Origin of the sequence: Candidatus Symbiopectobacterium sp. NZEC151 (assembly GCF_025962655.1) — a bacterium.
In the GTDB taxonomy this organism is placed as follows: Bacteria; Pseudomonadota; Gammaproteobacteria; order Enterobacterales; family Enterobacteriaceae; genus Symbiopectobacterium.
Map to the genome: position 1 here is coordinate 222,081 of NZ_JAGFPE010000007.1, position 21,170 is coordinate 243,250.

Below are 21,170 nucleotides of genomic sequence, written 5' to 3' on the forward strand. Positions count from 1 at the left end.
CATTTTTTCCTGCGCATGATGCAGAAAGTTTTCATGAGTGTTACAGCAACATGATTAATGTAGCCTTGATTGACGACCACGTAGTGGTGCGTTCCGGTTTTGCCCAATTGCTTTCACTCGAGCCTGATATGCAGGTGGTCGGGCAATATGCCTCGGCCGCCAGCGCCTGGTCATCACTGTTGCGCATGAATATCGATGTGGCGGTGATGGATATTGATATGCCCGACGAGAGCGGGCTGAACCTGCTGGCACGTTTGCGGCAAAAACGCCCGGATTTTCGCGCCATTATCCTCAGCATTTATGACACCTCGGCGTTTGTGCAAAGCGCGTTGGATGCGGGCGCACGCGGTTATCTCACCAAACGCTGTGGTCCGGAAGAGCTGGTGCAGGCGCTACGCGCGGTGCACGCGGGCGGCACCTACCTGTGCGCCGATGCAATGCGCGCCCTGCGCCATCCGCCGCAAAAGTCAGATGCCTTGCATGAATTAACCCCGCGCGAGCGCGAGGTGTTCGATCTGCTGGTGGCGGGTGTCAGCGTTAAAGCCATTGCCGAGCGGCTGGCGCTGAGCCATAAAACCGTGCACGTGCACCGTGCCAACGTGCTTGGCAAGCTGCAATGCGAATCCACCATTGAGCTGGTGCACTTCGCCTTGCAACACCACCTGATCAATAAAGCGTAATACCGCCATGTCTGCACTACGGCGCTGCGGATTGATGCTGTTTCTGGCGCTGTTTTATGGCTTGAGCTGGCTGGCGCTGTGGACCATCAGCTTCTACCTCAATGATAACGGCCAGCAGGCGGCATTGTTATTGCCCCAGGGGCTACGTCTGGCGTTGCTGATTCTGCTAACCCGCCGTTACTGGCCCGTGATCATTGGGGTGGAAACCGCCCTGCTGTTCTGGCTGCACACCCAGCAGTTGCAAACCCAGTGGGTTATTCTGGTATCGGTGTGGGTCAGCCTGCTGCCCGCCTGGCTGACCCACAGCCAATGGCATCGCTACACGTTATACTGGCAGCGGCTGTTGCTGTTGCTGATCGCGGTGTCTCTCAACAGCCTGTTGCAAATGGCACTGCCCGGTGCCGGTTTGCCTTCGCCGCTCACCCATACGCTGCTGGCAAGCCTGACCGGTGGCGTGCTGCTGATCCCGTTTATCTACCTGATCTACGAGTATCTCAAGCAACAGCATTTACAAAATCTGCTGGCACAAAACCTCTCCAATCCGCCGTTACGTACCTCGCTGCTGGTGTGGTGTTCGCTGTTTTTCTCACTGGCGGTAGGTGTGCAAATCTCGTTGTCGCCGGATGTCGAGCGCTTACTGCTGATTGTGGTGTTTCTGCCTAACGTGGTGATGGCCTATGCCTTTGGCTGGCAAGGCGGGGTGCTGGCGGCAATACTGGGCAGCTTGCTGATTACCATCACCCGTCAGATGAGCGGCGCATTTCATGACATTATCGAACTGGAGCTGTTTCTCTCCACGCAGGCGCTGCTCGGCATTGGCCTAGGTATCGCCATCAGCCGTCAACAACAGCTCGCCCAGCGCCTGAACCGCTATCGCCAGCGCCTGGAGCAAGAGCTGAATCGGCGACGCCAGTTGATGCAGCGCCTGGTCTCCACCGAAGAAGAGATCCGTAAGGACATCGCGCGCGAGTTGCATGATGACATCGGGCAAAACATCACGGCGATTCAGATACAAGCGGCGATGATTACCCGTCGACCAGAGCCGTTGCTGACCACGCAGGCGGCTGCGCAAATTACCCAATTGGCACAACGCGTGCACCACACCACACGCCAGCTGCTACGTCAGTTGCGCCCACCGGTGCTAAACGAGATGTCATTGGAAAAGGCGCTACATCATCTGGCGGATGAGTTCGCTTTCGCGCAACGCGGCATCGATTTCCGGCTCGATTATCGCCTACCGCAGCCGCCAACCGACGATACCGTGGTGTTTACCCTTTATCGATTGGTGCAGGAACTGCTCAATAACATCAGCAAACATGCCAATGCTCGCCGGGTGCGCGTTCGCCTGACGCCGCTGCCCGGCATGCTGATGTTGGAAGTCAAAGACAACGGCATTGGCATACCGGAACAGGTACAGGAAGGCTTCGGCTTACGCGGCATTGAAGAACGCGTGCATGCGCTGGGCGGCGAATGGATGTTACAACGACGTAAAGGAACACGCATAATTGTTAAGTTGCCCACAAATTTGCCTTAAAGGGGGCTTGAACTAAGAATAATTCCTATCGGGTTACTACCTTATCTCATCCACTGACGGCACGGCTTTCCTACACTCCCTTCAACCGCTGGAGAACCTCATGAGCGCAGACCCTATCAGTATCAGCGCGCACTACCGCTACTGGCGCGGACGTTTGCTGATTTCCATGGTGGTGGGTTACGCCGCGTTTTATCTCACCCGGCGCAGTGTCACCTTCGCCATGCCCGTCATGCAGGTGGAGCTGGGGCTGGATAAAGCGGATATCGGTTTGCTTGGTACGCTGTTTTATCTGGCGTATGGCGGTTCAAAATTTGTGTCCGGCATGGTGCATGACCGCATAGGCGCACGCTGGTTTATGGGCGTCGGCCTGCTGATGACCGGTGTGCTGAATATCGCATTCGCGTTCAGCGCCTCCCTGCCCGCGCTGCTGTTGGTCTGGACGTTGAACGGGTTCTTTCAAGGGTGGGGATGGCCCCCCTGTGCCAGGCTACTGACCCACTGGTATTCGCGTAATGAGCGCGGGCTGTGGTGGGGATGTTGGAACACCTCGATCAATATCGGCGGTGCTGCGGTTCCTCTGCTTTCCGGCGCACTGGCCGCCAGTCAGGGATGGCAAGCCGCACTGCTGATACCGGGTGCGATAGCGATTGTGCTGGGCGCCATACTTTGCCGCCAACTGTGCGGCACGCCGCAAGAAGAAGGGCTGCCCACCGTGGGCCAGTGGCGGCGCGATCCGCTGGAGTTGCGACAGGAGCAACAGAGTCCGCCCATGCGTCTGGGGCAAATGCTGAACCGCACCATTTTGCGTAACGGCATTATCTGGATCCTCGCGCTCTCTTACGTGCTGGTGTACCTGATTCGCATCGCACTGAATGACTGGGGCAATTTGTGGCTGACGGAGAGTCACGGCGTTCAGCTTCTCAGCGCCAATGTCACGGTGATGCTGTTCGAATTAGGGGGATTGTTCGGGGCGCTGTTTGCCGGATGGGGCTCAGACCTGCTGTTTCGCGGCCAGCGTGCGCCGATGATATTGCTGTTTTCGCTGGGCTTATTTCTCAGCGTAACCGCCATCTGGCTGGTGCCAATTCACCATTATGCTCTGCTGGCGGTGAATTTTTTCAGTATCGGCTTTTTTGTTTTTGGCCCTCAGATGCTTATCGGTCTGGCGGCCACGGAGTACGCCCATAAGGAAGCCGCAGGAACCGTTACCGGATTTCTTGGCCTGTTCGCTTATCTTGGGGCCGCATTGGCAGGGTGGCCGCTGGCACAGTGGATGCAATTCTACGGCTGGTCCGGTTTCTTTGCCTTACTGACACTGGCGGCAGCCTGTGTCGGGCTGTTGCTGATGCCGTTGATGATGGCGGGCACCAGTCGATCGCAAATGCATCCGTCTCGGGGGCCAAACGCTTCAGGCCCGTCCTGACGCTTTTACCACTGATAATAAGGAAGCATTATGAAACTTTCTCTTCTCTCTGCCCTTATCGTTACCGGGATCGCAGCGGCCACGCTGTCCAGTGCGGCACAAGCCAAAGGCCGCCTCGTGGTGTATTGCAGTGCCACCAACGCTTTCTGTGAAGCAGAAACCAAAGCGTTTGGTGAAAAGTATGACGTGCAAACCTCCTTTATCCGCAACGGTTCTGGCAGTACGCTGGCGAAGGTAGAAGCGGAAAAACGTAACCCGCAGGCCGATGTCTGGTACGGCGGCACGCTCGATCCGCAATCGCAGGCCGGTGAGATGGATCTGCTGCAACCTTATGTCTCCCCTGAATTGGCCAATATCATGCCGCAGTTCCGCGATCCGGCGAAACGCAAAGGCAATTACTCCTCCGCGGTCTACATCGGGATTCTCGGCTTTGGCGTCAACACTGAGCGTTTGAAAGAGAAAAACCTGCCGGTACCGCAATGCTGGAAAGACCTCATCGACCCCAGGTACAAAGGGGAAATCCAGATTGCCGATCCGCAAAGTTCCGGCACCGCCTACACCGCACTGGCGACTTTCTCGCAGCTGTGGGGTGAAGATCAGGCCTTTGATTACCTGAAAAAACTCAATGCCAACGTGTCGCAGTACACCAAGTCGGGTATTGCCCCGGCACGTAACGCCGCCCGTGGCGAAAGCGCTATCGGCATCGGCTTCCTGCACGATTATTCACAGGAAAAAGAGAATGGCGCACCGCTGCAACTGGTATCACCGTGCGAAGGCACCGGCTATGAAGTGGGCGGCGTCAGCATCCTGAAAAATGCGCGTAACCTGGAAAACGCCAAGTTGTTTGTCGATTGGGCGCTGTCCAAAGAAGCACAAGAACTCTCCTGGCAAAAGGGCCAGTCCTACCAGATCCTGACCAACACCAAGGCCGAAGCATCACCGCTGTCGCTCAAGCTCGAAGAGCTGAAATTGATCAATTACGACATGGATAAATACGGCGCAGAAGATGTGCGTAAAGCGCTTATCACCAAATGGGTGAATGAAGTCAAGATGGGCAAATAAGCCCACCGCCCCGGCATAAGCCGGGGCACAGATTGCTGACAGACTGACGCGAATACGGTTATTCCCGTATACCTTCCGTCATTCTCGCGCAGGCGGGAATCTCGTACAGACGAAACGCTTTCTTTCTGTGGGAGATCCTCCGTCTACGCGGAGCATGACTCGTCGGCGGAGTGACACTGTCTTCAGTCTCGGTCATTCGTCACCATTGTGACTTTTAGTCAACTCAGAGGGAAACCCATGTCTCACTCACTCGCCTCGGCTCAACGCCCGCAGGCACTGGACGCCATTTTTCTCTGGCTCGCCGTTATCCCGCTCTCGTTCGCGCTGATGCCGGCCTGGAGTTTGGACTACGGCCTGTTCGGTGCCACCCGGGAAGAAGTGCTGCACGCTTACGGCTGGTCTGGCATCAATATCAGCCTGCTGTGGCTGCTGTTACCCTGCGCGCTGTTACTGCGACCACGCACGCCAGCCTCGCGTAAACAGCGGGGTCGCCACCTGTTTGATGCCGGCTATGCCCTGTTTTGCATGCTGTTTATGCTGCTTAGCGCCACCGTGGTACAGCAGGGTATGGGCTATGCCACCATCGGTATCTTTATCGCGTTAGGCGCGATCATGACGCTGGCGATGGCGCGCCTTGAATGGCTGGGCGGCGATCGCTTCGTCATCGGCTCACTGATAGCCATCATTGTGCTGATCGGTATCTTTATTCTCTACCCCAGCATTGCGATTTTCATTCCGATGTTCACCAACAGCGCGGGCGAATTCGTGCCGTTGGGTTTTATGACGGTATTAGGCCAATCGCACATTCTTCGGGTGATCTGGAACTCCTTCCTGCTCGCCATGGCCGTTGGCTTTGGTTGTACCTTCTTTGGGCTGGTGCTGGCGATTTACACCTCGCGCATCGCCAAGCGTACCGCCATTGTCGGGCGCGTGTTCTCCATTCTGCCGATTGTCACGCCGCCGTTTATCGTCGGGCTGGGCGTAACGCTGATGATGGGCCGTTCCGGCTATGTGACCGAGCTGATGGTTTCCTGGTTCGGGCTGACCAACACCAACTGGCTGTACGGTTTCACCGGCATCTGGATTGCACAGGTGCTGGCCTTTACCCCGATGGCCTTTATGATCCTCGACGGTGCGATAAAGAGTATTCACCCGTCGCTGGAAGAGGCGTCCTATACGCTGCGCGCCAACCGCTATCAGACCTTTAACCGCATCTTCCTGCCACTGTTGAAACCGGCGCTGGCGAACGCCTTCCTGATCGTTATTGTGCAGTCACTGGCGGATTTCAGTAACCCGTTGGTGCTGGGGGGCAACTTCGACGTGCTGGCGACGCAGATTTACTTCTATATCACCGGTGCGCAGTTGGATTATCAAGCCGCCAGTACGCTGGGCGTGATTCTGCTGGTGTTCTCGCTGGTGGTATTTTGTATCCAATATCTGTGGATAGGGAAACGCTCCTACGTCACCATTTCCGGCAAATTCAGTCGGGGCGACGTACAGCCGCTGCCGCGCCTGATGGTGTGGGGTGTCACTTTTATCCTCATTGCCTGGGTGGCGTTTAACGGCCTGCTGTACGGCAGCATTTTCTACGGCAGCTTCACCGTTAACTGGGGCGTGGATTACACGCTGACGCTGCAAAACTTCATTACCCTGTTCGGACAAGGTTTTAGCGACGGCGCATGGCCTTCACTGCTCGATACGCTGCTCTACGCAGGGATCGCGGCACCCATCACTGCGCTGTTTGGTCTGTTGATCGCCTATATCGTGGTGCGCCAGCAGTTCCGCGGCAAAAAAACCATCGAGTTCACCACCATGCTCTGCTTTGCCGTACCGGGCACCGTGGCGGGTATCTCTTATATTCTGGCGTTCAACAGCGCGCCCATCTACCTGACAGGCACTGCCGCCATCGTCATCATCTCGATGGTAATGCGCAACGTGCCGGTGGGGATTCGTGCAGGTATTGCCGGGTTGGGCCAACTGGATAAATCGCTGGACGAAGCGTCACTCAGCCTGCGCGCCGGGGCAATGCGTACTATCGTCTACATTTTACTGCCGCTGCTGCGTCCGGCCATTCTCTCCGCGTTGATCTACAGCTTTGTACGCGCCATCACCACCGTCAGTGCCATCGTGTTCCTGGTGACACCAGACACGCGCGTCGCCACCGCCTATATCCTGAATCGCGTCGAGGACGGTGAATACGGGGTGGCTATCGCCTACGGCTCTATCCTGATCGTGGTGATGCTGGCGATCATTTTCCTGTTTGACTATTTGGTTGGCGAATCTCGCACCGCCCGCTCCAAAGCCAAAAACGCACAATAATCAGAAGGTGACTATCGTGAATACTGTATTAAGCCAACACGCCACCGCTGAAGCGGGGCAGGCACCGCGTAAAAACTTCGTTGAACTCAAAGGCGTGACAAAACGCTTTGGCACCAACACCGTGCTGGAAAATCTCGATCTGGCGATTCCACAGGGTCACATGGTGACACTGCTCGGCCCGTCCGGCTGCGGCAAGACCACCGTGCTGCGACTAGTGGCCGGGCTGGAAAAACCCAGTGAGGGCCGCATCTATATCGACGGCGAAGACGTGACCGATCGCTCCATCCAGCAGCGTGACATCTGCATGGTGTTTCAGTCCTATGCATTGTTCCCCCACATGTCGCTGGGGGAAAATATTGGTTACGGCCTGAAGATGCTCGGCAGACCCAAAAGCGAAATTCGCGATCGGGTCAACGAAGCGCTGGCGCTGGTGGATTTGGAAGGCTTCGCCGATCGCTATGTCGATCAGATTTCCGGTGGCCAGCAGCAGCGCGTGGCGTTGGCGCGCGCATTGATTCTTAAACCTAAAGTGCTGCTGTTCGATGAGCCGCTGAGTAACCTGGATGCTAACCTGCGGCGCAGCATGCGGGAAAAAATCCGCGAATTGCAGCAGCAGTTCAACATCACTTCACTCTATGTCACCCACGACCAAAGCGAAGCCTTTGCCGTGTCTGACAGCGTACTGGTGATGAATAAAGGTCACATCATGCAGATGGGATCGCCACAAGCGCTGTACCGTCAGCCCGCGTCACGTTTTATGGCAAGTTTTATGGGCGAGGCGAATATTTTCCCGGCACAACGACAGGCCGACAGCGTAGAGATTTTCGGCTATCGCATTCCCAAACCGGTACATTTTGGTGCGGAAAACGGGGAATGCACCGTGGGCATACGCCCCGAAGCCATTACGCTTGATACGCAGGGCGATGAGAGCCAGCGCTGCTCGGTGCACCATGTGGCTTACATGGGTTCACAGTATGAAGTAAGTGTACTCTGGCACGGGCAATCGCTGCTGTTACAAGTGAATGCCACCCAGCTACAACCCAATGTGGGTGACGATCTCTACTTGCAGATTCACCCTTACGGCATGTTTATTCTCAACCAAGGCTAACACTTGCCTCCCCCTTCAGGGAGCCCATTCGGGGCTCCCTTTTTTTCATCCTTTGCTTTCAAAACAATTTCCGATCGATTTACAGGGGATTGATATACTTAAAAAGCGCGTAGACGTATTTATTACACGATGCGTTTCAGGGTGCGCTGGCTGCCACGACAGGCAGAAACATATCTACGTGGTACCAAGGAGTAGTGACGTGAGTCCACAGCATCAACGCGCGCAACAACGGGGCCGCTGGCTGATTCTCTGCGCCGGGGTATTCCAATTGCTATTGGTACTGCTTTTTACCTTTGTAGAATCACGACAAATCGTGAAACGCGATCTGCAATCCACGGCAAATTTGGCGCTCGATCAGGCGGAAAGCATCACCACCCGCGCCTGGTCACTGCTGGAGGCCCTGCAACCGCTGCAAGGAAAACTGTGTGAAGATATCAGAGACGATCTCCAACGGCTCAGCGCGCAGTTCGCTTACTTTCGCGCCATCGGCCTGACCTATGACAAGAGCATTTACTGCTCCTCGCTGTTTGCCCACAACGCCCTGGAAATCAGCGATGTGATCATGATGCCGCTACCGGAGAAACTGCCTCCTGCCTGGAGCCTCTCCGTTGATCAGATCAAAGATGCCGACATCAGCCCGACGCTCATTTTTATTCGTACGCCAGACGACGGATGGGGCGCTTTTGGTCTGGTTGATGCGCAATATCTGGTGACGTTAATGAATGCCGTCAACAAGCTGCGCGGCTTTCAACTGAACATCCGGGTAGGGGATGGTGATTTGATTCATCCCAGTATCACCGCAGCACCGAATCAGCCTGAATGGCTTTCTGGTGCCGAATATCACATCACCTCTGAACGTTTCCCGATTGCGGTCTCCATTACTGCCCCCGCCGCAGAAATGGGCAAAGCCTGGCAGTTTGCCTTTCTCACGCTGCTGCCGCTTGCACTGGTACTTTCCGCGCTGTTTATTCTGGCCGCGCTGTATTGGCAAAAACGCAAGCTCTCCTTTCAGGACGAATTACGCCGCGGCATCACCAACAATGAGTTTTCTGTCTACTATCAGCCGGTTTACGGCACTGAGGCGCAACGCTGCACCGGTGCAGAGGCGTTATTGCGCTGGCGGCGCGCCGATGGGCAGTGGATTCGCCCGGATGTGTTTATCGCCGCCGCTGAAGCGGAAAATATGATTATCCCGCTGACGCGACATTTGTTGAAACTGGTGGAGGAAGACGTTACCCGTTGGCACATCGAGCCGAATTTTCATCTGGGTTTGAATGTGGCAGCAGAGCATCTGCAAGACAGCGAATTTATCGCCGATATACGCCAGTTTGCGGCTAATGTGGCGGCCCACCGCTTCTTGATAACGCTAGAACTGACCGAGCGCAGCCTCATCAGTGAAGGGCCGGAAGTGGTGCAGCGGTTGCAGCAATTACGTCAGGAGGGCATACATGTCGCGATTGATGATTTTGGCACCGGCCATTGTTCCCTTTCATACCTGCAAAGCTTCCCGCTCGACTATTTGAAAATCGATCAAGGGTTTGTCCGCACCATTTCATCACAGGAAGAAGAGACGCCGATTTTGGATACCATTATCAGCCTCGCTCACCGCCTCAATTTGAAGATCGTAGCAGAAGGGGTGGAAACCGCGCGCCAGTTGCACTACCTGACACAGCACGGGGTTGGCTACATTCAGGGATTCTTGTATGCCAAACCCATGGATAATGAAAATTTTACCGTGTGGCAGCATTACCACGCCAAGCGTAAGTTAACGTCTGGCGAAGAGCATGCCCTGACAGATTCTCTGGAGGGAAAAGAAACGCCGAAGTCCACTTCGGCGTAGTCACGCTATTCAGGATCAGAAGCGATAGCCAAGGCCGATATTGAATCCGTTGAGCTTCGTATCTTTAAACGTTGCGCCTTCATAACCAACATCGACCGTCCAGTTTGCCGCTGGCGCTATCTGGACACCAGCACCATATGCAAAGGCCGAGGCGCGCTGAGTGTCAGACACCTCAATAGCCTTACTTTTATTACTGGCAACCCATTGGTTTTTACCCATACCAATGCCGACTAAACCATAAAAACTAATATATTCGTTAACACGATAGGATGGACCAGCCAGTAGGGAATAATAGTTCACCTTCGATTTCCCTTCATAGACATGACCATCATAATAGAAGCTATTATCTTTATTCCCGCTCCCCATATAGGTTAGCGATCCAATAAAACCAAGCGAGTCATTGGACTGATAGTGATATTTTGCTGTGGCACCACGAATATTGTTAACGCCCTTTGCTTTAGCATTAGCATAACCCAGACTGATTGTCTGTGTATCCGCCTGAGCTATAGCACAGCCCCCCATTGCAGCCAACACCACAGATAATGCCAATAGCTTTTTAGTGATATTCACTTTCACACGCTCCTTTTATGATATCTAACATCCCAAAGACAGAGCGTAAAATGTCAGTTGATGTCAGGCGTGTAAATCAGTGAAATACCTTACTAAAGATCCAACTCAATTATTATCAGCGAGTTATAAAATATATTTTTTATTATCTCTTGAGATACACTGTTGTTTTCTTTAAATAAATCAACAATAGGATAAGATATTATGCAAAAAAAAACGGCAGATGATGTCATCTACCGTTTTCTTATCGCTTCGTCTGAAAAGCATCAGACAAAACTGAGGGAATTTGGTCGGCGAGAGAGGATTTGAACCTCCGACCCACACGTCCCGAACGTGTTGCGCTACCAGGCTGCGCTACTCGCCGAATGCGGGGCGCATCTTACTGCGCCCTCCAAAAAGCGTCAATCCCTTTTTGATAAAAGAGCATACTCGGCGCGCGGTTGACGCGAAAACACACAGCCCTTCGCTCCCATCAACGCGACGGTAATGCGCACCAGTTGTTGCTGGCGTTGATGCCGCCGTCAGTCGAACGATAGCCCAGACAGCCCAATATGGAATCAAACAACTCCTCATGGCGGTGCGTCGTTCCTACTCGCTGCTGCGCTTTCAACTGTTCAAACAGTTGCGTATTTTGCGGTTGTGCCAGGAACTTGTCTGACGCCCACACCAGCATCGGCGAACGGAACTGTTCCGGCGGCGCAACATCACGCGGCGTGCCGTGCAAATGGTAGTTTTCATCAATCGACTCACCGTGATCTGAGGCATAAAACACCAGTGCCTTCTTGTCACGCACCTGATCCAGTACGTTTTTAATGAAGGTGTCGGTATACAACACACTGTTATCAAATGCGTTGATCAGTTGTTCGCGTGAGCAAGAGGCATCAACTCCCATACATTCAGGCTGATAGCGCGCATAACTGCGCGGGTAGCGCATGGAATAGAGATAATGAGAGCCTTTGGTATGCAGTACGATCACATGCTTCCCCTTGGGATAGCGCGCTAACGACCCCTTCACCTCGTCGACCAATAACATGTCGTCGACAGATTTGCCTTCATTACGCTCTTCGGAAGCAATCATTTCGCGGAATGAGTAATTGTTAGCGTTAATGCTGTTATAGAACCAGACCTCACTTTGCATCGCGAACAGTTCTGAGGTGAACCCCAGTGAACGCAGCACATTGAAAATATTTTGTTCTTTCAAGCTGCGTTGCGGATTGTTCTCCGCCCCGCCTTCACGCACGAACATGCAGCGCATGGAGAGTTTGGTTGAGGTATCACATGACTGACCACGAAACGCCACCAGATTGCGCTCTTTTGACAGCTGCGGTGTGGTATCGCGCTGATAACCGAGCAGCCCCATGTGATCCCAGCGGGTGGTCTCCCCCAGGATAAAAACCACATAGGTATCCTCAATGCCAGCAGGGGCTACGTAGGTAAAATTTTGGGCGGGGTCGAACAACTCTGCCGCATCCTGGCTTTCATCATATTGGGTGTAAGCGAACAGCCCCAACGCCGAGATCCAGTTGGATGGCAAATACGAGTGAGCAATGACACCACCATAGCTGGGCAAATCGATGTTGGTTCGTTTTTCCGTGCGCTTTTGCTCGGTCCCCATATATTCCATGGTGCCCCATACCAGCGCGACAACGGCAAACAGGATCGCCACGGGTTTTATGCGTTTACCCGGCGTTTTTAATTGTTCAATCAGGGTATTGCGCAAATCAGCTTTCCAGATGATCGCTAAAGGCATCGCGCTGACGCACAGCGTCCAGACCATAAATTGCCAGCCGATCACCTCCTTTGACAAATCAATATCCGTGGTCATCACGGCAGCAATTATCCCGTAGCCAATAACCACATTAAAAAACGTCATGTAGTAACTGGCAGCAACAGAAAACAACACTAACAGTGAGGCTATCAACCGGTAGAAATAACGCCCACCTAGTGAGAGCAAGCGCATCAGGAAAAATGTGAACAACACACTGAGCGATAATTCAATCAGCGCAGGCAGGAATTTGGCAATAGCAGATCCAGAAGGGGAAACGATATCATCGAAGCGGCGGTAATAGACGGAGACATTGAGAAACAATCCAATATAAACGGCGAGAAACAACGACAAAGCAGACTGCGAAAAAGAGGTAATCACCGACATCTTACTCTGGCTCCAGCATAAACCAAGACTTCTTTAAAAGAATTAGGACACAGAAATAATTGATGAGTTCATGAATAATATACTTTTTTAACGCTCATCTTGGTTTTTACAAACGCCCCGTTATTAAACGTAAACACCGCTAATGTTTTTATCAGACGCGTAGAGTAGCGCACAACACCCTGCGCCAGTGATAAATTCAGACCGGGATAGTCCTTTACCGTTGCAATGAAATTTTATGGATACAGCGGATAGTTTTCGTTCCCTGCTTAATCCAGCGCGTTATTATTTTCACCACTTGCAAAGAAGGCCGGTGAGGTAAGGGTTTTTTTGTCGTATCAGGCACGGAATCAAGCCTTTTTTCCAGCCGTTGCCACCAGGAATAACGATCCCAGCACACTGAAAAACGCTTTTCCTGAGCCACATGCGTCACGGCCCGCACGTGGGGGTCGGATATTGATGTTCGCACCAGCATCGTCAATGATTGCAGCAGCACCAGGAAAAACAACACGGTGCCGTATTGGAGAACGAATTGTCTCATAAGCGCATCCTTTACGTTTCTGCCGTTATGCTGGCACACACCAAAACGCCTCAGAAACCAAAAAACGCGCGAAAAATGCATAGCACATGAAAATTTAAGCAAACTATCGAATGCGATCACGAATCAGGTCATCACGCGATGTGATATCAGGCAACGCGACGGTAAAGATTAGTGCGTGTATAATGCAAAATTCGCACAACCGCGACAGTCAACCGGTTCCATCACATTCACGATATATTACGTTCATCACTATGGCTCAAGGCACGTTATACATTGTTTCCGCCCCCAGCGGCGCGGGAAAATCCAGTTTAATAAATGCGTTACTGAAAACGCAGCCGTTGTATGACACCCAGGTGTCGATTTCCCATACCACCCGCGCCAAACGCCCGGGCGAAAACCACGCAGAACACTATTTCTTCGTTTCTGTGGATGAATTTAAGCGTATGATTCAGGAAGATGCTTTCCTTGAGTACGCGGAAGTCTTTGGCAACTACTACGGTACGTCCAAAGCCGCCATCGAACAGGTGCTGGCAACCGGCGTAGACATTTTTCTGGATATCGATTGGCAGGGCGCGGAGCAAATCCGCCGCAGGATGCCGCAGGCGCGCAGCATCTTTATTCTGCCGCCGTCCAAAGAAGAGTTGGGCCGTCGTCTGCGCGGACGCGGTCAGGACAGCGATGAGGTGATTGCGCGGCGTATGGCGCAAGCCGTGGCAGAAATGACACACTACGCGGAATACGATTATCTGATCGTTAACGATGATTTCGATCTGGCGTTGTCCGATCTGAAAACCATCATCCGTGCTGAACGCCTGTTGCTGAGCCGCCAGGCATTGCGGCATGATGCATTAATCACCAAACTATTGGCAGACTGACATCACTTTCAGTATGATGCGCAGTCATTTTATTTCCTGTGGAGTAGCACATTATGGCACGCGTAACTGTTCAAGACGCTGTTGAGAAAATTGGTAACCGTTTTGACCTGGTGTTGGTCGCTGCTCGCCGCGCCCGCCAGATGCAAGCAGGCGGAAAAGATCCGCTGGTCCCTGAAGAGAACGACAAATACACCGTGATTGCGCTGCGCGAAATCGAAGAAGGCCTGATCAACAACCAGATTCTGGATGTGCGTGAGCGTCAGGAACAGCAAGAGCAAGAAGCCGCAGAGATCCAAGCGGTCACCGCGATTGCTGAAGGTCGTCGTTAATCTCGCTACGGGCCGCCCTTGTATATCTTCGAAAGCCTCAATCTGCTGATTCAGCGCTATCTGCCGGAAGACCAGATCAAGCGCCTTCAGCAGGCTTATATTGTTGCACGTGATGCTCACGAGGGGCAGACTCGCTCCAGCGGTGAACCCTACATCACCCATCCCGTCGCCGTTGCCGGTATTCTGGCGGAGATGCGTCTTGATTATGAGACGCTGATGGCCGCGCTGTTGCATGACACTATCGAAGATACACCCACCACCTACCAGGATATTGAACAACAATTCGGCAAGAGCGTCGCCGAACTGGTAGATGGCGTCTCGAAGCTGGACAAGCTGAAATTCCGCGATAAGAAAGAAGCGCAGGCCGAGAACTTCCGCAAGATGATTATGGCGATGGTGCAGGATATCCGCGTCATTCTCATCAAACTGGCTGACCGCACGCATAACATGCGTACGCTGGGCTCGCTGCGTCCTGATAAGCGTCGCCGCATTGCGCGTGAAACGCTGGAAATCTACAGCCCGCTGGCGCACCGTTTGGGTATTCATCATCTGAAAACCGAGTTGGAAGAGCTGGGTTTTGAGGCGCTGTATCCAAACCGTTATCGGGTGATCAAAGAAGTGGTGAAAGCCGCGCGCGGCAACCGTAAGGAAATGATCCAAAAAATCCTTTCCGAAATCGATGGGCGGTTGAACGAAGCAGGCATTCCCTGTCGCGTCAGTGGACGCGAAAAACACCTCTATTCCATCTACTGCAAAATGCACCTGAAAGAACAGCGTTTCCACTCCATCATGGATATCTACGCGTTTCGGGTGATCGTTAAAGAGCTGGATACCTGCTATCGCGTGCTCGGACAGGTGCACAGCCTGTACAAACCGCGCCCCGGTCGCGTCAAAGATTACATCGCCATTCCAAAGGCTAACGGCTACCAATCGCTGCATACCTCGTTGATTGGACCGCACGGCGTGCCGGTGGAAGTGCAGATTCGCACCGAAGACATGGACCAGATGGCCGAAATGGGTGTGGCCGCTCACTGGGCTTACAAAGAAGGTGAAAGCAGCACCACGGCACAGGTACGCGCTCAGCGCTGGATGCAGAGCCTGCTGGAACTGCAACAAAGTGCGGGCAGTTCGTTCGAATTTATCGAGAGCGTCAAATCCGATCTCTTCCCTGACGAAATGTACGTGTTCACCCCGGAAGGGCGCATCATCGAGCTACCGGCTGGCGCGACGCCGGTCGATTTTGCCTACGCGGTACATACGGATATCGGTCACGCCTGCGTCGGCGCGCGCGTCGACAGACAGCCCTACCCGCTCTCCCAATCGCTCAGCAGTGGGCAGACGGTAGAGATCATTACCGCGCCCGGCGCTCGCCCCAACGCAGCCTGGTTGAACTTTGTCGTCAGCTCGCGCGCTCGCGCCAAGATTCGCCAAATGTTGAAGAACCTGAAGCGTGACGATTCGGTGAGCCTGGGACGTCGTTTATTGAACCACGCCTTGGGTAATGGCAGAAAACTCAGCGATATTCCGCAAACCAATATCCAGCTTGAGCTGGATCGCATGAAACTCACTTCGCTGGACGATCTGCTGGCAGAGATTGGCCTCGGTAACGCCATGAGCATCGTGGTGGCGAAAAACCTGTTGGATGAGCAGCCGTTACAGCAAGAGCATACCGGTTTGCGTAAGCTGCCGATCAAAGGTGCAGATGGCGTATTGATTACGTTCGCCAAATGCTGCCGCCCGATCCCCGGTGACCCGATTGTGGCGCACGTCAGCCCCGGCAAGGGTTTGGTTATCCACCATGAATCTTGTCGAAATATTCGCGGCTACCAGAAAGAGCCGGAAAAATTCATGGCGGTTGAGTGGGATAAGGTTACGGAACAAGAGTTTATCGCTGAGATTAAAGTCGATATGTTCAACCATCAGGGGGCATTAGCCAACCTGACCGCAGCGATCAATGCCGCCAACTCCAATATCCAGAGCATCAATACGGAAGAGCGGGATGGTCGCGTCTACAGCGCGTTTATCCGTTTGACCACGCGCGATCGAGTACATCTGGCTAATGTCATGCGTAAAATCCGCGTGATGCCTGATGTCATCAAAGTGACCCGTAATCGCAACTGATCGCCACCGTATCAGTGATAGCCCTGACGATCCCGGTCGCACACGCGGCACCGGGATAACGCAAGAGACATCGTATGACACCAGAACGCTACGCCCGCATCAAAGAGATGCTGACCAGCCGCCAACCCGATTTGACGGTGTGTATGGAGCAGGTGCACAAACCCCACAACATTTCCGCCGTGATTCGCACCGCCGATGCGGTCGGCGTACACCAAGTCCATGCCGTTTGGCCCACCAGCCGTATGCGTACACTGGTGTCATCGGCGGCAGGCAGCAACAGTTGGGTACAGGTCAAAACGCACCGCACTATCGCCGATGCCGTCTCGCATTTAAAAGCCCAAGGCATGCAGATTCTGGCAACCAATCTTTCCGCCAGGGCAGTGGATTTTCGCGAGGTCGATTACACGCGACCGACCTGCATCCTGCTCGGTCAGGAAAAAACCGGCATCACGCAGGAAGCGCTCGCGCTGGCGGATCAGGACATCATCATTCCGATGATCGGTATGGTGCAATCGCTGAACGTGTCGGTCGCCTCCGCGCTGATCCTTTACGAAGCCCAACGCCAACGTCAAAATGCGGGTATGTACCAACGTGACGTGGCCATGCTTGATGACGATGAGCAACAGCGCTTGCTGTTCGAAGGGGGCTACCCGGTGCTAGCGCGCGTAGCGACGCGCAAAAAACTCCCCCGCCCGCAGATCGACAATCAGGGCCAGGTCATTGCCGACACGGCGTGGTGGGCTGCCATGCAATCCGCCGCCGAATAGCGAGACAATCCATGAAAAGCCACCTGCTGAATAACCAACCGTTGAACACCCTCGCGGGGGTCGGTGCCAGTCAGGCGGCTAAACTCGCGCGCCTCGGGTTGGAAACCGTGCAGGATGTGCTGCTGCACCTGCCGCTGCGTTATGAAGATCGCACCCACCTTTATGCGATTGGCGACCTGCTGCCCGGTATCTATGCCACGGTGGAAGGTGAGGTGTTGCGCAACGATATCGTCTTTGGCCGCAAACGCATGCTGACCTGCCAGATCAGCGACGGTAGCGGCGTACTGACGATGCGCTTCTTCAACTTCAATGCTGCCATGAAGAACAGCCTGGCGCCAGGCCAGCACGTTATCGCTTACGGTGAAATCAAGCGAGGCAAGAACGGCGCGGAAATCATCCACCCGGAATACCGCGTGCAGGGCGACGCACAGCAACCGGTGGACTTACAGGCCTCCCTGACGCCGGTTTACCCAACCACAGAAGGGGTGCGTCAGGCCACACTGCGCAAATTGACCGATCAGGCGCTGGAGCGTCTGGATGCACAGCCGATAGAAGAGCTGCTGCCGCAGGAGCTAAGCCGCGGCATGATCGGGCTGCCTGAAGCGTTACATACTCTGCATCGTCCCCCGGCGGGCACGCAACTGAGTGAGCTTGAACACGGCAAACACCCGGCACAAGTGCGTTTAATCATGGAAGAGCTGCTGGCGCATCACTTAAGCATGCTGGCGGTACGCGCTGGTGCGCAGCGCCATCGCGCCCTTGCACTGCAAGCACAGGACGAATTAAAAACGCGGTTGTTAGCCGCCCTCCCGTTTGCGCTGACTCAGGCGCAAACCCGCGTCATCAACGACATTGAAGCCGACATGGAGAAACCGTTCCCCATGATGCGTCTGGTACAAGGGGATGTCGGCTCGGGAAAAACCCTGGTGGCAGCCATGGCGGCACTGCGCGCCATCGCTAACGGTAAACAGGTGGCGCTAATGGCACCCACCGAGCTGCTGGCGGAACAACACGCCATCAACTTTCGCCAGTGGTTTGAACCCCTTGGCATTGAGGTCGGCTGGTTGGCTGGCAAGCAAAAGGGCAAAGCCCGCGTGGCGCAGCAAGAGGCCATCGCCAATGGTCAGGTCAGTATGATCGTGGGCACGCACGCCATTTTTCAGCAGCAGGTGCAATTTAGTGGGTTAGCGCTGGTGATTATCGATGAACAGCACCGTTTCGGCGTGCATCAACGGTTAGCGCTGTGGGAAAAAGGGGTGGAACAGGGCTTTCATCCTCACCAGTTGATCATGACGGCAACACCTATCCCGCGCACGCTGGCAATGACCGCCTATGCCGATCTCGATACATCGGTCATCGATGAGCTGCCGCCCGGCAGAACGCCGGTGACAACCGTCGCCATTCCCGATTCTCGCCGTGAGGATATTATCACCCGCGTCGATCGTGCCTGCCGGGAAGAAGGGCGTCAGGCCTATTGGGTCTGTACGCTGATTGAAGAGTCCGACCTGCTGGAAGCACAAGCCGCTGAAGCCACCTGCGAAGGGCTGAAGGCTGCGCTGCCAGACCTGCGGATTGGGATGGTGCACGGCCGGATGAAAGCGCAAGAGAAGCAGGCGGTGATGCAGGCGTTCAAACAGGGCGAACTGCAACTGCTGGTGGCGACTACGGTGATTGAAGTGGGGGTAGATGTACCTAACGCCAGCCTGATGATCGTCGAGAACCCAGAGCGGCTGGGCCTGGCACAATTGCACCAGTTGCGCGGTCGCGTCGGACGCGGTGCCATCGCCTCTCACTGCGTGTTGCTCTATAAAACGCCGCTGAGTAAAACCGCACAGCAGCGCTTGCAGGTGATGCGTGACAGCAACGACGGTTTCGTTATTGCGCAACGGGACTTAGAGATTCGCGGTCCCGGCGAACTGCTGGGTACGCGACAAACCGGCAGCGCCGAATTTAAAGTGGCGGATTTACTGCGCGATCAGGCACTGATCCCCGAAGTACAGCGCGTGGCACGCCATCTTCATGCCCATTATCCCGAACATGCCAAAGCGCTGATTGAACGCTGGTTACCGGAGCGGGTGCGCTATACCAATGCCTAGCGCCAAGGAGCCGATAGCCCTTGTAGTGCTGCACGCGTATGTAAAGCCCCTCTCCTCGAAGCGTTAAATTGCGCGTCAATACGATAAAAAAATCGACGTTTTTTCACACATTGATAACGCGGTATTCAAAAAATCCCCGCCGTCAGCAGGCATGACAAAAGATTGTTTTATAATCGTTCCGCAAACGATTGCTTTTGCAAAGCAGATCATTAAAATGCCCTCTTTGCCGTTTCAGGACGCCCTTGATTATGACTACCACCACCACGGAACTGCCCCAAACGGAGACGCCAACTGCTGCGCCCCGTAACAGTGAATTGATTTATCGTCTGGAAGACAGACCGCCGTTAGCGCAAACGTTGTTTGCCGCCAGTCAGCATCTTCTGGCCATGTTTGTGGCGGTGATTACGCCAGCGTTGTTGATCTGCCAGGCACTCGGTTTGCCCGCGCAGGATACCCAACACATCATCAGCATGTCGCTGTTCGCTTCTGGCCTGGCGTCCATTCTGCAAATCAAAACCTGGGGTCCGGTGGGATCGGGTTTGCTTTCTATTCAAGGCACCAGCTTTAACTTTGTTACCCCGTTAATCATGGGCGGTCTGGCACTGAAAAATGGCGGTGCCGATGTGCCCACTATGATGGCCGCACTGTTCGGTACACTGATGGTGGCGTCTTTCACTGAAATCATCCTTTCCCGCTTCCTGCATCTGGCGCGCCGCATCATTACGCCGCTGGTCTCCGGCGTGGTGGTGATGATTATCGGCCTGTCGCTGATTCAGGTGGGATTAACATCGATCGGCGGCGGCTTTGCTGCCATGAACGATCACACCTTCGGCGCGCCCAAGAATCTGGCGCTGGCCGCTATCGTCCTGCTGGTCATTATCCTGCTGAACCGCCAGCGCAACCCCTACCTGCGCGTGGCCTCACTGGTGATTGCCATGGCGGTCGGGTATTTTGCCGCCTGGGCAATGGGTATGTTGCCGCAAGACACCTCCAGTACGCACACCGCGGCGATCATGATCCCGACCCCGCTCTATTACGGCCTCGGCTTCGACTGGAACCTGCTGATTCCGCTAATGCTGGTGTTTATGGTGACCTCACTGGAAACCATTGGTGATATCACCGCCACCTCCGACGTTTCCGAGCAACCGGTTAGCGGCCCGCTTTACATGAAACGCCTGAAAGGCGGCGTGTTGGCGAACGGTATGAACTCCTGCCTGTCCGCCATCTTTAACACCTTCCCGAACTCCTGCTTCGGCCAAAACAACGGCGTGATCCAGCTTACCGGCGTTGCCAGCCGCTACGTGGGTTTTGTCGTCTCACTGATGCTGATTGTGCTGGGACTGTTCCCTGCGGTCAGCGGCTTTGTGCAGCACATCCCTGAACCGGTACTGGGCGGCGCAACTATTGTGATGTTCGGCACCATTGCGGCCTCTGGCGTGCGCATTGTTTCGCGCGAGCCGCTAAACCGCCGCGCCATCATGATCATTGCACTGTCGCTGGCTGTCGGCCTGGGCGTATCGCAGCAGCCGCTGATTCTGCAATTCGCACCGGATTGGCTGAAAACCCTGCTTTCCTCCGGCATTGCCGCAGGGGGTATCACCGCGATTGTTCTGAATCTTGTCTTCCCGCACGAAGAAAAATAAAACCAGGCAGAGGCAATAGCGTCCAACTTGGGTATGATAAAACGGCCAGTGTGGAAACACTGGCCGTTTTTTATTGTCTGTAACCACGGTTAAGTATTGAGACGCAGGAAGAATTG

General features: G+C 54.4%; 16 protein-coding genes and 1 tRNA gene. 13 read left to right on the forward strand and 4 right to left on the reverse strand.

The annotated features are described in order from the left end of the window. The first annotated feature begins 50 nt into the window (after positions 1-50). The 7 genes from J5067_RS19375 to J5067_RS19405 all read left to right on the forward strand — a co-directional run bounded on the left by J5067_RS19375 (position 51) and on the right by J5067_RS19405 (position 9,966). Entirely contained in the window at positions 51-680 is a 630-nt protein-coding gene (locus tag J5067_RS19375; protein WP_264625972.1) for a response regulator transcription factor, read from the forward strand. 7 nt (positions 681-687) lie between these two features. Then, positions 688-2,214, forward strand: a complete 1,527-nt coding sequence (locus tag J5067_RS19380; RefSeq protein ID WP_264645355.1) for an MASE1 domain-containing protein — start codon at positions 688-690, stop codon at positions 2,212-2,214. 100 nt (positions 2,215-2,314) lie between these two features. After that, on the forward strand, positions 2,315-3,637 hold the full coding sequence (uhpC, locus tag J5067_RS19385) for an MFS transporter family glucose-6-phosphate receptor UhpC (protein WP_264651809.1): 1,323 nt from the start codon (positions 2,315-2,317) through the stop codon (positions 3,635-3,637). Positions 3,638-3,667: 30 nt separating this feature from the next. After that, the gene (locus J5067_RS19390) at positions 3,668-4,699 is read left to right on the forward strand and encodes an ABC transporter substrate-binding protein (protein WP_264645353.1); all 1,032 of its coding nucleotides are present in this window, start codon (positions 3,668-3,670) and stop codon (positions 4,697-4,699) included. Positions 4,700-4,936: 237 nt separating this feature from the next. After that, positions 4,937-7,018, forward strand: coding sequence for an iron ABC transporter permease (locus J5067_RS19395; protein WP_264645352.1), 2,082 nt, complete (start codon positions 4,937-4,939; stop codon positions 7,016-7,018). A gap of 16 nt (positions 7,019-7,034) precedes the next feature. After that, positions 7,035-8,126, forward strand: a complete 1,092-nt coding sequence (fbpC, locus tag J5067_RS19400) for a ferric ABC transporter ATP-binding protein (protein ID WP_264645351.1) — start codon at positions 7,035-7,037, stop codon at positions 8,124-8,126. A 199-nt stretch (positions 8,127-8,325) separates the two neighbouring features. Next, positions 8,326-9,966 carry an EAL domain-containing protein gene (locus J5067_RS19405; protein WP_264651810.1) on the forward strand — a complete coding sequence of 547 codons (1,641 nt, stop codon included), beginning with the start codon at positions 8,326-8,328 and terminating at the stop codon, positions 9,964-9,966. Positions 9,967-9,981: 15 nt separating this feature from the next. On the opposite strand, the gene J5067_RS19410 is transcribed toward J5067_RS19405, so the two are convergent. From J5067_RS19410 to J5067_RS19425, 4 genes are all read right to left on the reverse strand, one after another. Then, positions 9,982-10,536 (reverse strand): Ail/Lom family outer membrane beta-barrel protein, encoded by a 555-nt coding sequence (locus J5067_RS19410; protein ID WP_264645349.1) that lies wholly within the window; start codon positions 10,534-10,536, stop codon positions 9,982-9,984. 284 nt (positions 10,537-10,820) lie between these two features. After that, positions 10,821-10,897 (reverse strand) — tRNA-Pro (locus J5067_RS19415). A gap of 108 nt (positions 10,898-11,005) precedes the next feature. After that, a complete protein-coding gene (gene eptB, locus J5067_RS19420; RefSeq protein ID WP_264651811.1) occupies positions 11,006-12,685 on the reverse strand; it encodes a kdo(2)-lipid A phosphoethanolamine 7''-transferase in 1,680 nt (559 codons plus the stop codon). A 214-nt stretch (positions 12,686-12,899) separates the two neighbouring features. Beyond that, positions 12,900-13,343: a hypothetical protein gene (locus tag J5067_RS19425; protein WP_264645347.1), complete on the reverse strand. Its 444-nt coding sequence runs from the start codon at positions 13,341-13,343 to the stop codon at positions 12,900-12,902. 131 nt (positions 13,344-13,474) lie between these two features. Here J5067_RS19425 and gmk point away from each other — a divergent pair, with 131 nt between their 5' ends. The 6 genes from gmk (at position 13,475) to J5067_RS19455 (ending at position 21,054) form a co-directional block, all read left to right on the forward strand. Beyond that, complete coding sequence (gene gmk / locus J5067_RS19430) at positions 13,475-14,098, forward strand: guanylate kinase (protein WP_222158681.1); 624 nt, start codon at positions 13,475-13,477, stop codon at positions 14,096-14,098. 53 nt (positions 14,099-14,151) lie between these two features. Beyond that, positions 14,152-14,427 (forward strand): DNA-directed RNA polymerase subunit omega, encoded by a 276-nt coding sequence (gene rpoZ, locus J5067_RS19435; protein WP_195316190.1) that lies wholly within the window; start codon positions 14,152-14,154, stop codon positions 14,425-14,427. A gap of 18 nt (positions 14,428-14,445) precedes the next feature. Then, complete coding sequence (spoT, locus tag J5067_RS19440) at positions 14,446-16,548, forward strand: bifunctional GTP diphosphokinase/guanosine-3',5'-bis pyrophosphate 3'-pyrophosphohydrolase (RefSeq protein ID WP_264645346.1); 2,103 nt, start codon at positions 14,446-14,448, stop codon at positions 16,546-16,548. 74 nt (positions 16,549-16,622) lie between these two features. Then, on the forward strand, positions 16,623-17,315 hold the full coding sequence (trmH, locus tag J5067_RS19445) for a tRNA (guanosine(18)-2'-O)-methyltransferase TrmH (RefSeq protein WP_264651812.1): 693 nt from the start codon (positions 16,623-16,625) through the stop codon (positions 17,313-17,315). Between the two features lie 11 nt (positions 17,316-17,326). Next, a complete protein-coding gene (gene recG / locus J5067_RS19450; protein ID WP_264651813.1) occupies positions 17,327-19,411 on the forward strand; it encodes an ATP-dependent DNA helicase RecG in 2,085 nt (694 codons plus the stop codon). Positions 19,412-19,659: 248 nt separating this feature from the next. After that, on the forward strand, positions 19,660-21,054 hold the full coding sequence (locus tag J5067_RS19455) for an NCS2 family protein (protein WP_264651814.1): 1,395 nt from the start codon (positions 19,660-19,662) through the stop codon (positions 21,052-21,054). Positions 21,055-21,170 lie beyond the last annotated feature (116 nt).

Coding starts and splice junctions, on each gene's coding strand:
- J5067_RS19375 (WP_264625972.1), top strand. CDS start 51: ATGATTAATGTAGCCTTGATTGACGACCACGTAGTGGTGCGTTCCGGT.
- J5067_RS19380 (WP_264645355.1), top strand. CDS start 688: ATGTCTGCACTACGGCGCTGCGGATTGATGCTGTTTCTGGCGCTGTTT.
- uhpC (WP_264651809.1), top strand. CDS start 2,315: ATGAGCGCAGACCCTATCAGTATCAGCGCGCACTACCGCTACTGGCGC.
- J5067_RS19390 (WP_264645353.1), top strand. CDS start 3,668: ATGAAACTTTCTCTTCTCTCTGCCCTTATCGTTACCGGGATCGCAGCG.
- J5067_RS19395 (WP_264645352.1), top strand. CDS start 4,937: ATGTCTCACTCACTCGCCTCGGCTCAACGCCCGCAGGCACTGGACGCC.
- eptB (WP_264651811.1), bottom strand. CDS start 12,685: ATGTCGGTGATTACCTCTTTTTCGCAGTCTGCTTTGTCGTTGTTTCTC.
- gmk (WP_222158681.1), top strand. CDS start 13,475: ATGGCTCAAGGCACGTTATACATTGTTTCCGCCCCCAGCGGCGCGGGA.
- rpoZ (WP_195316190.1), top strand. CDS start 14,152: ATGGCACGCGTAACTGTTCAAGACGCTGTTGAGAAAATTGGTAACCGT.
- trmH (WP_264651812.1), top strand. CDS start 16,623: ATGACACCAGAACGCTACGCCCGCATCAAAGAGATGCTGACCAGCCGC.
- recG (WP_264651813.1), top strand. CDS start 17,327: ATGAAAAGCCACCTGCTGAATAACCAACCGTTGAACACCCTCGCGGGG.
- J5067_RS19455 (WP_264651814.1), top strand. CDS start 19,660: ATGACTACCACCACCACGGAACTGCCCCAAACGGAGACGCCAACTGCT.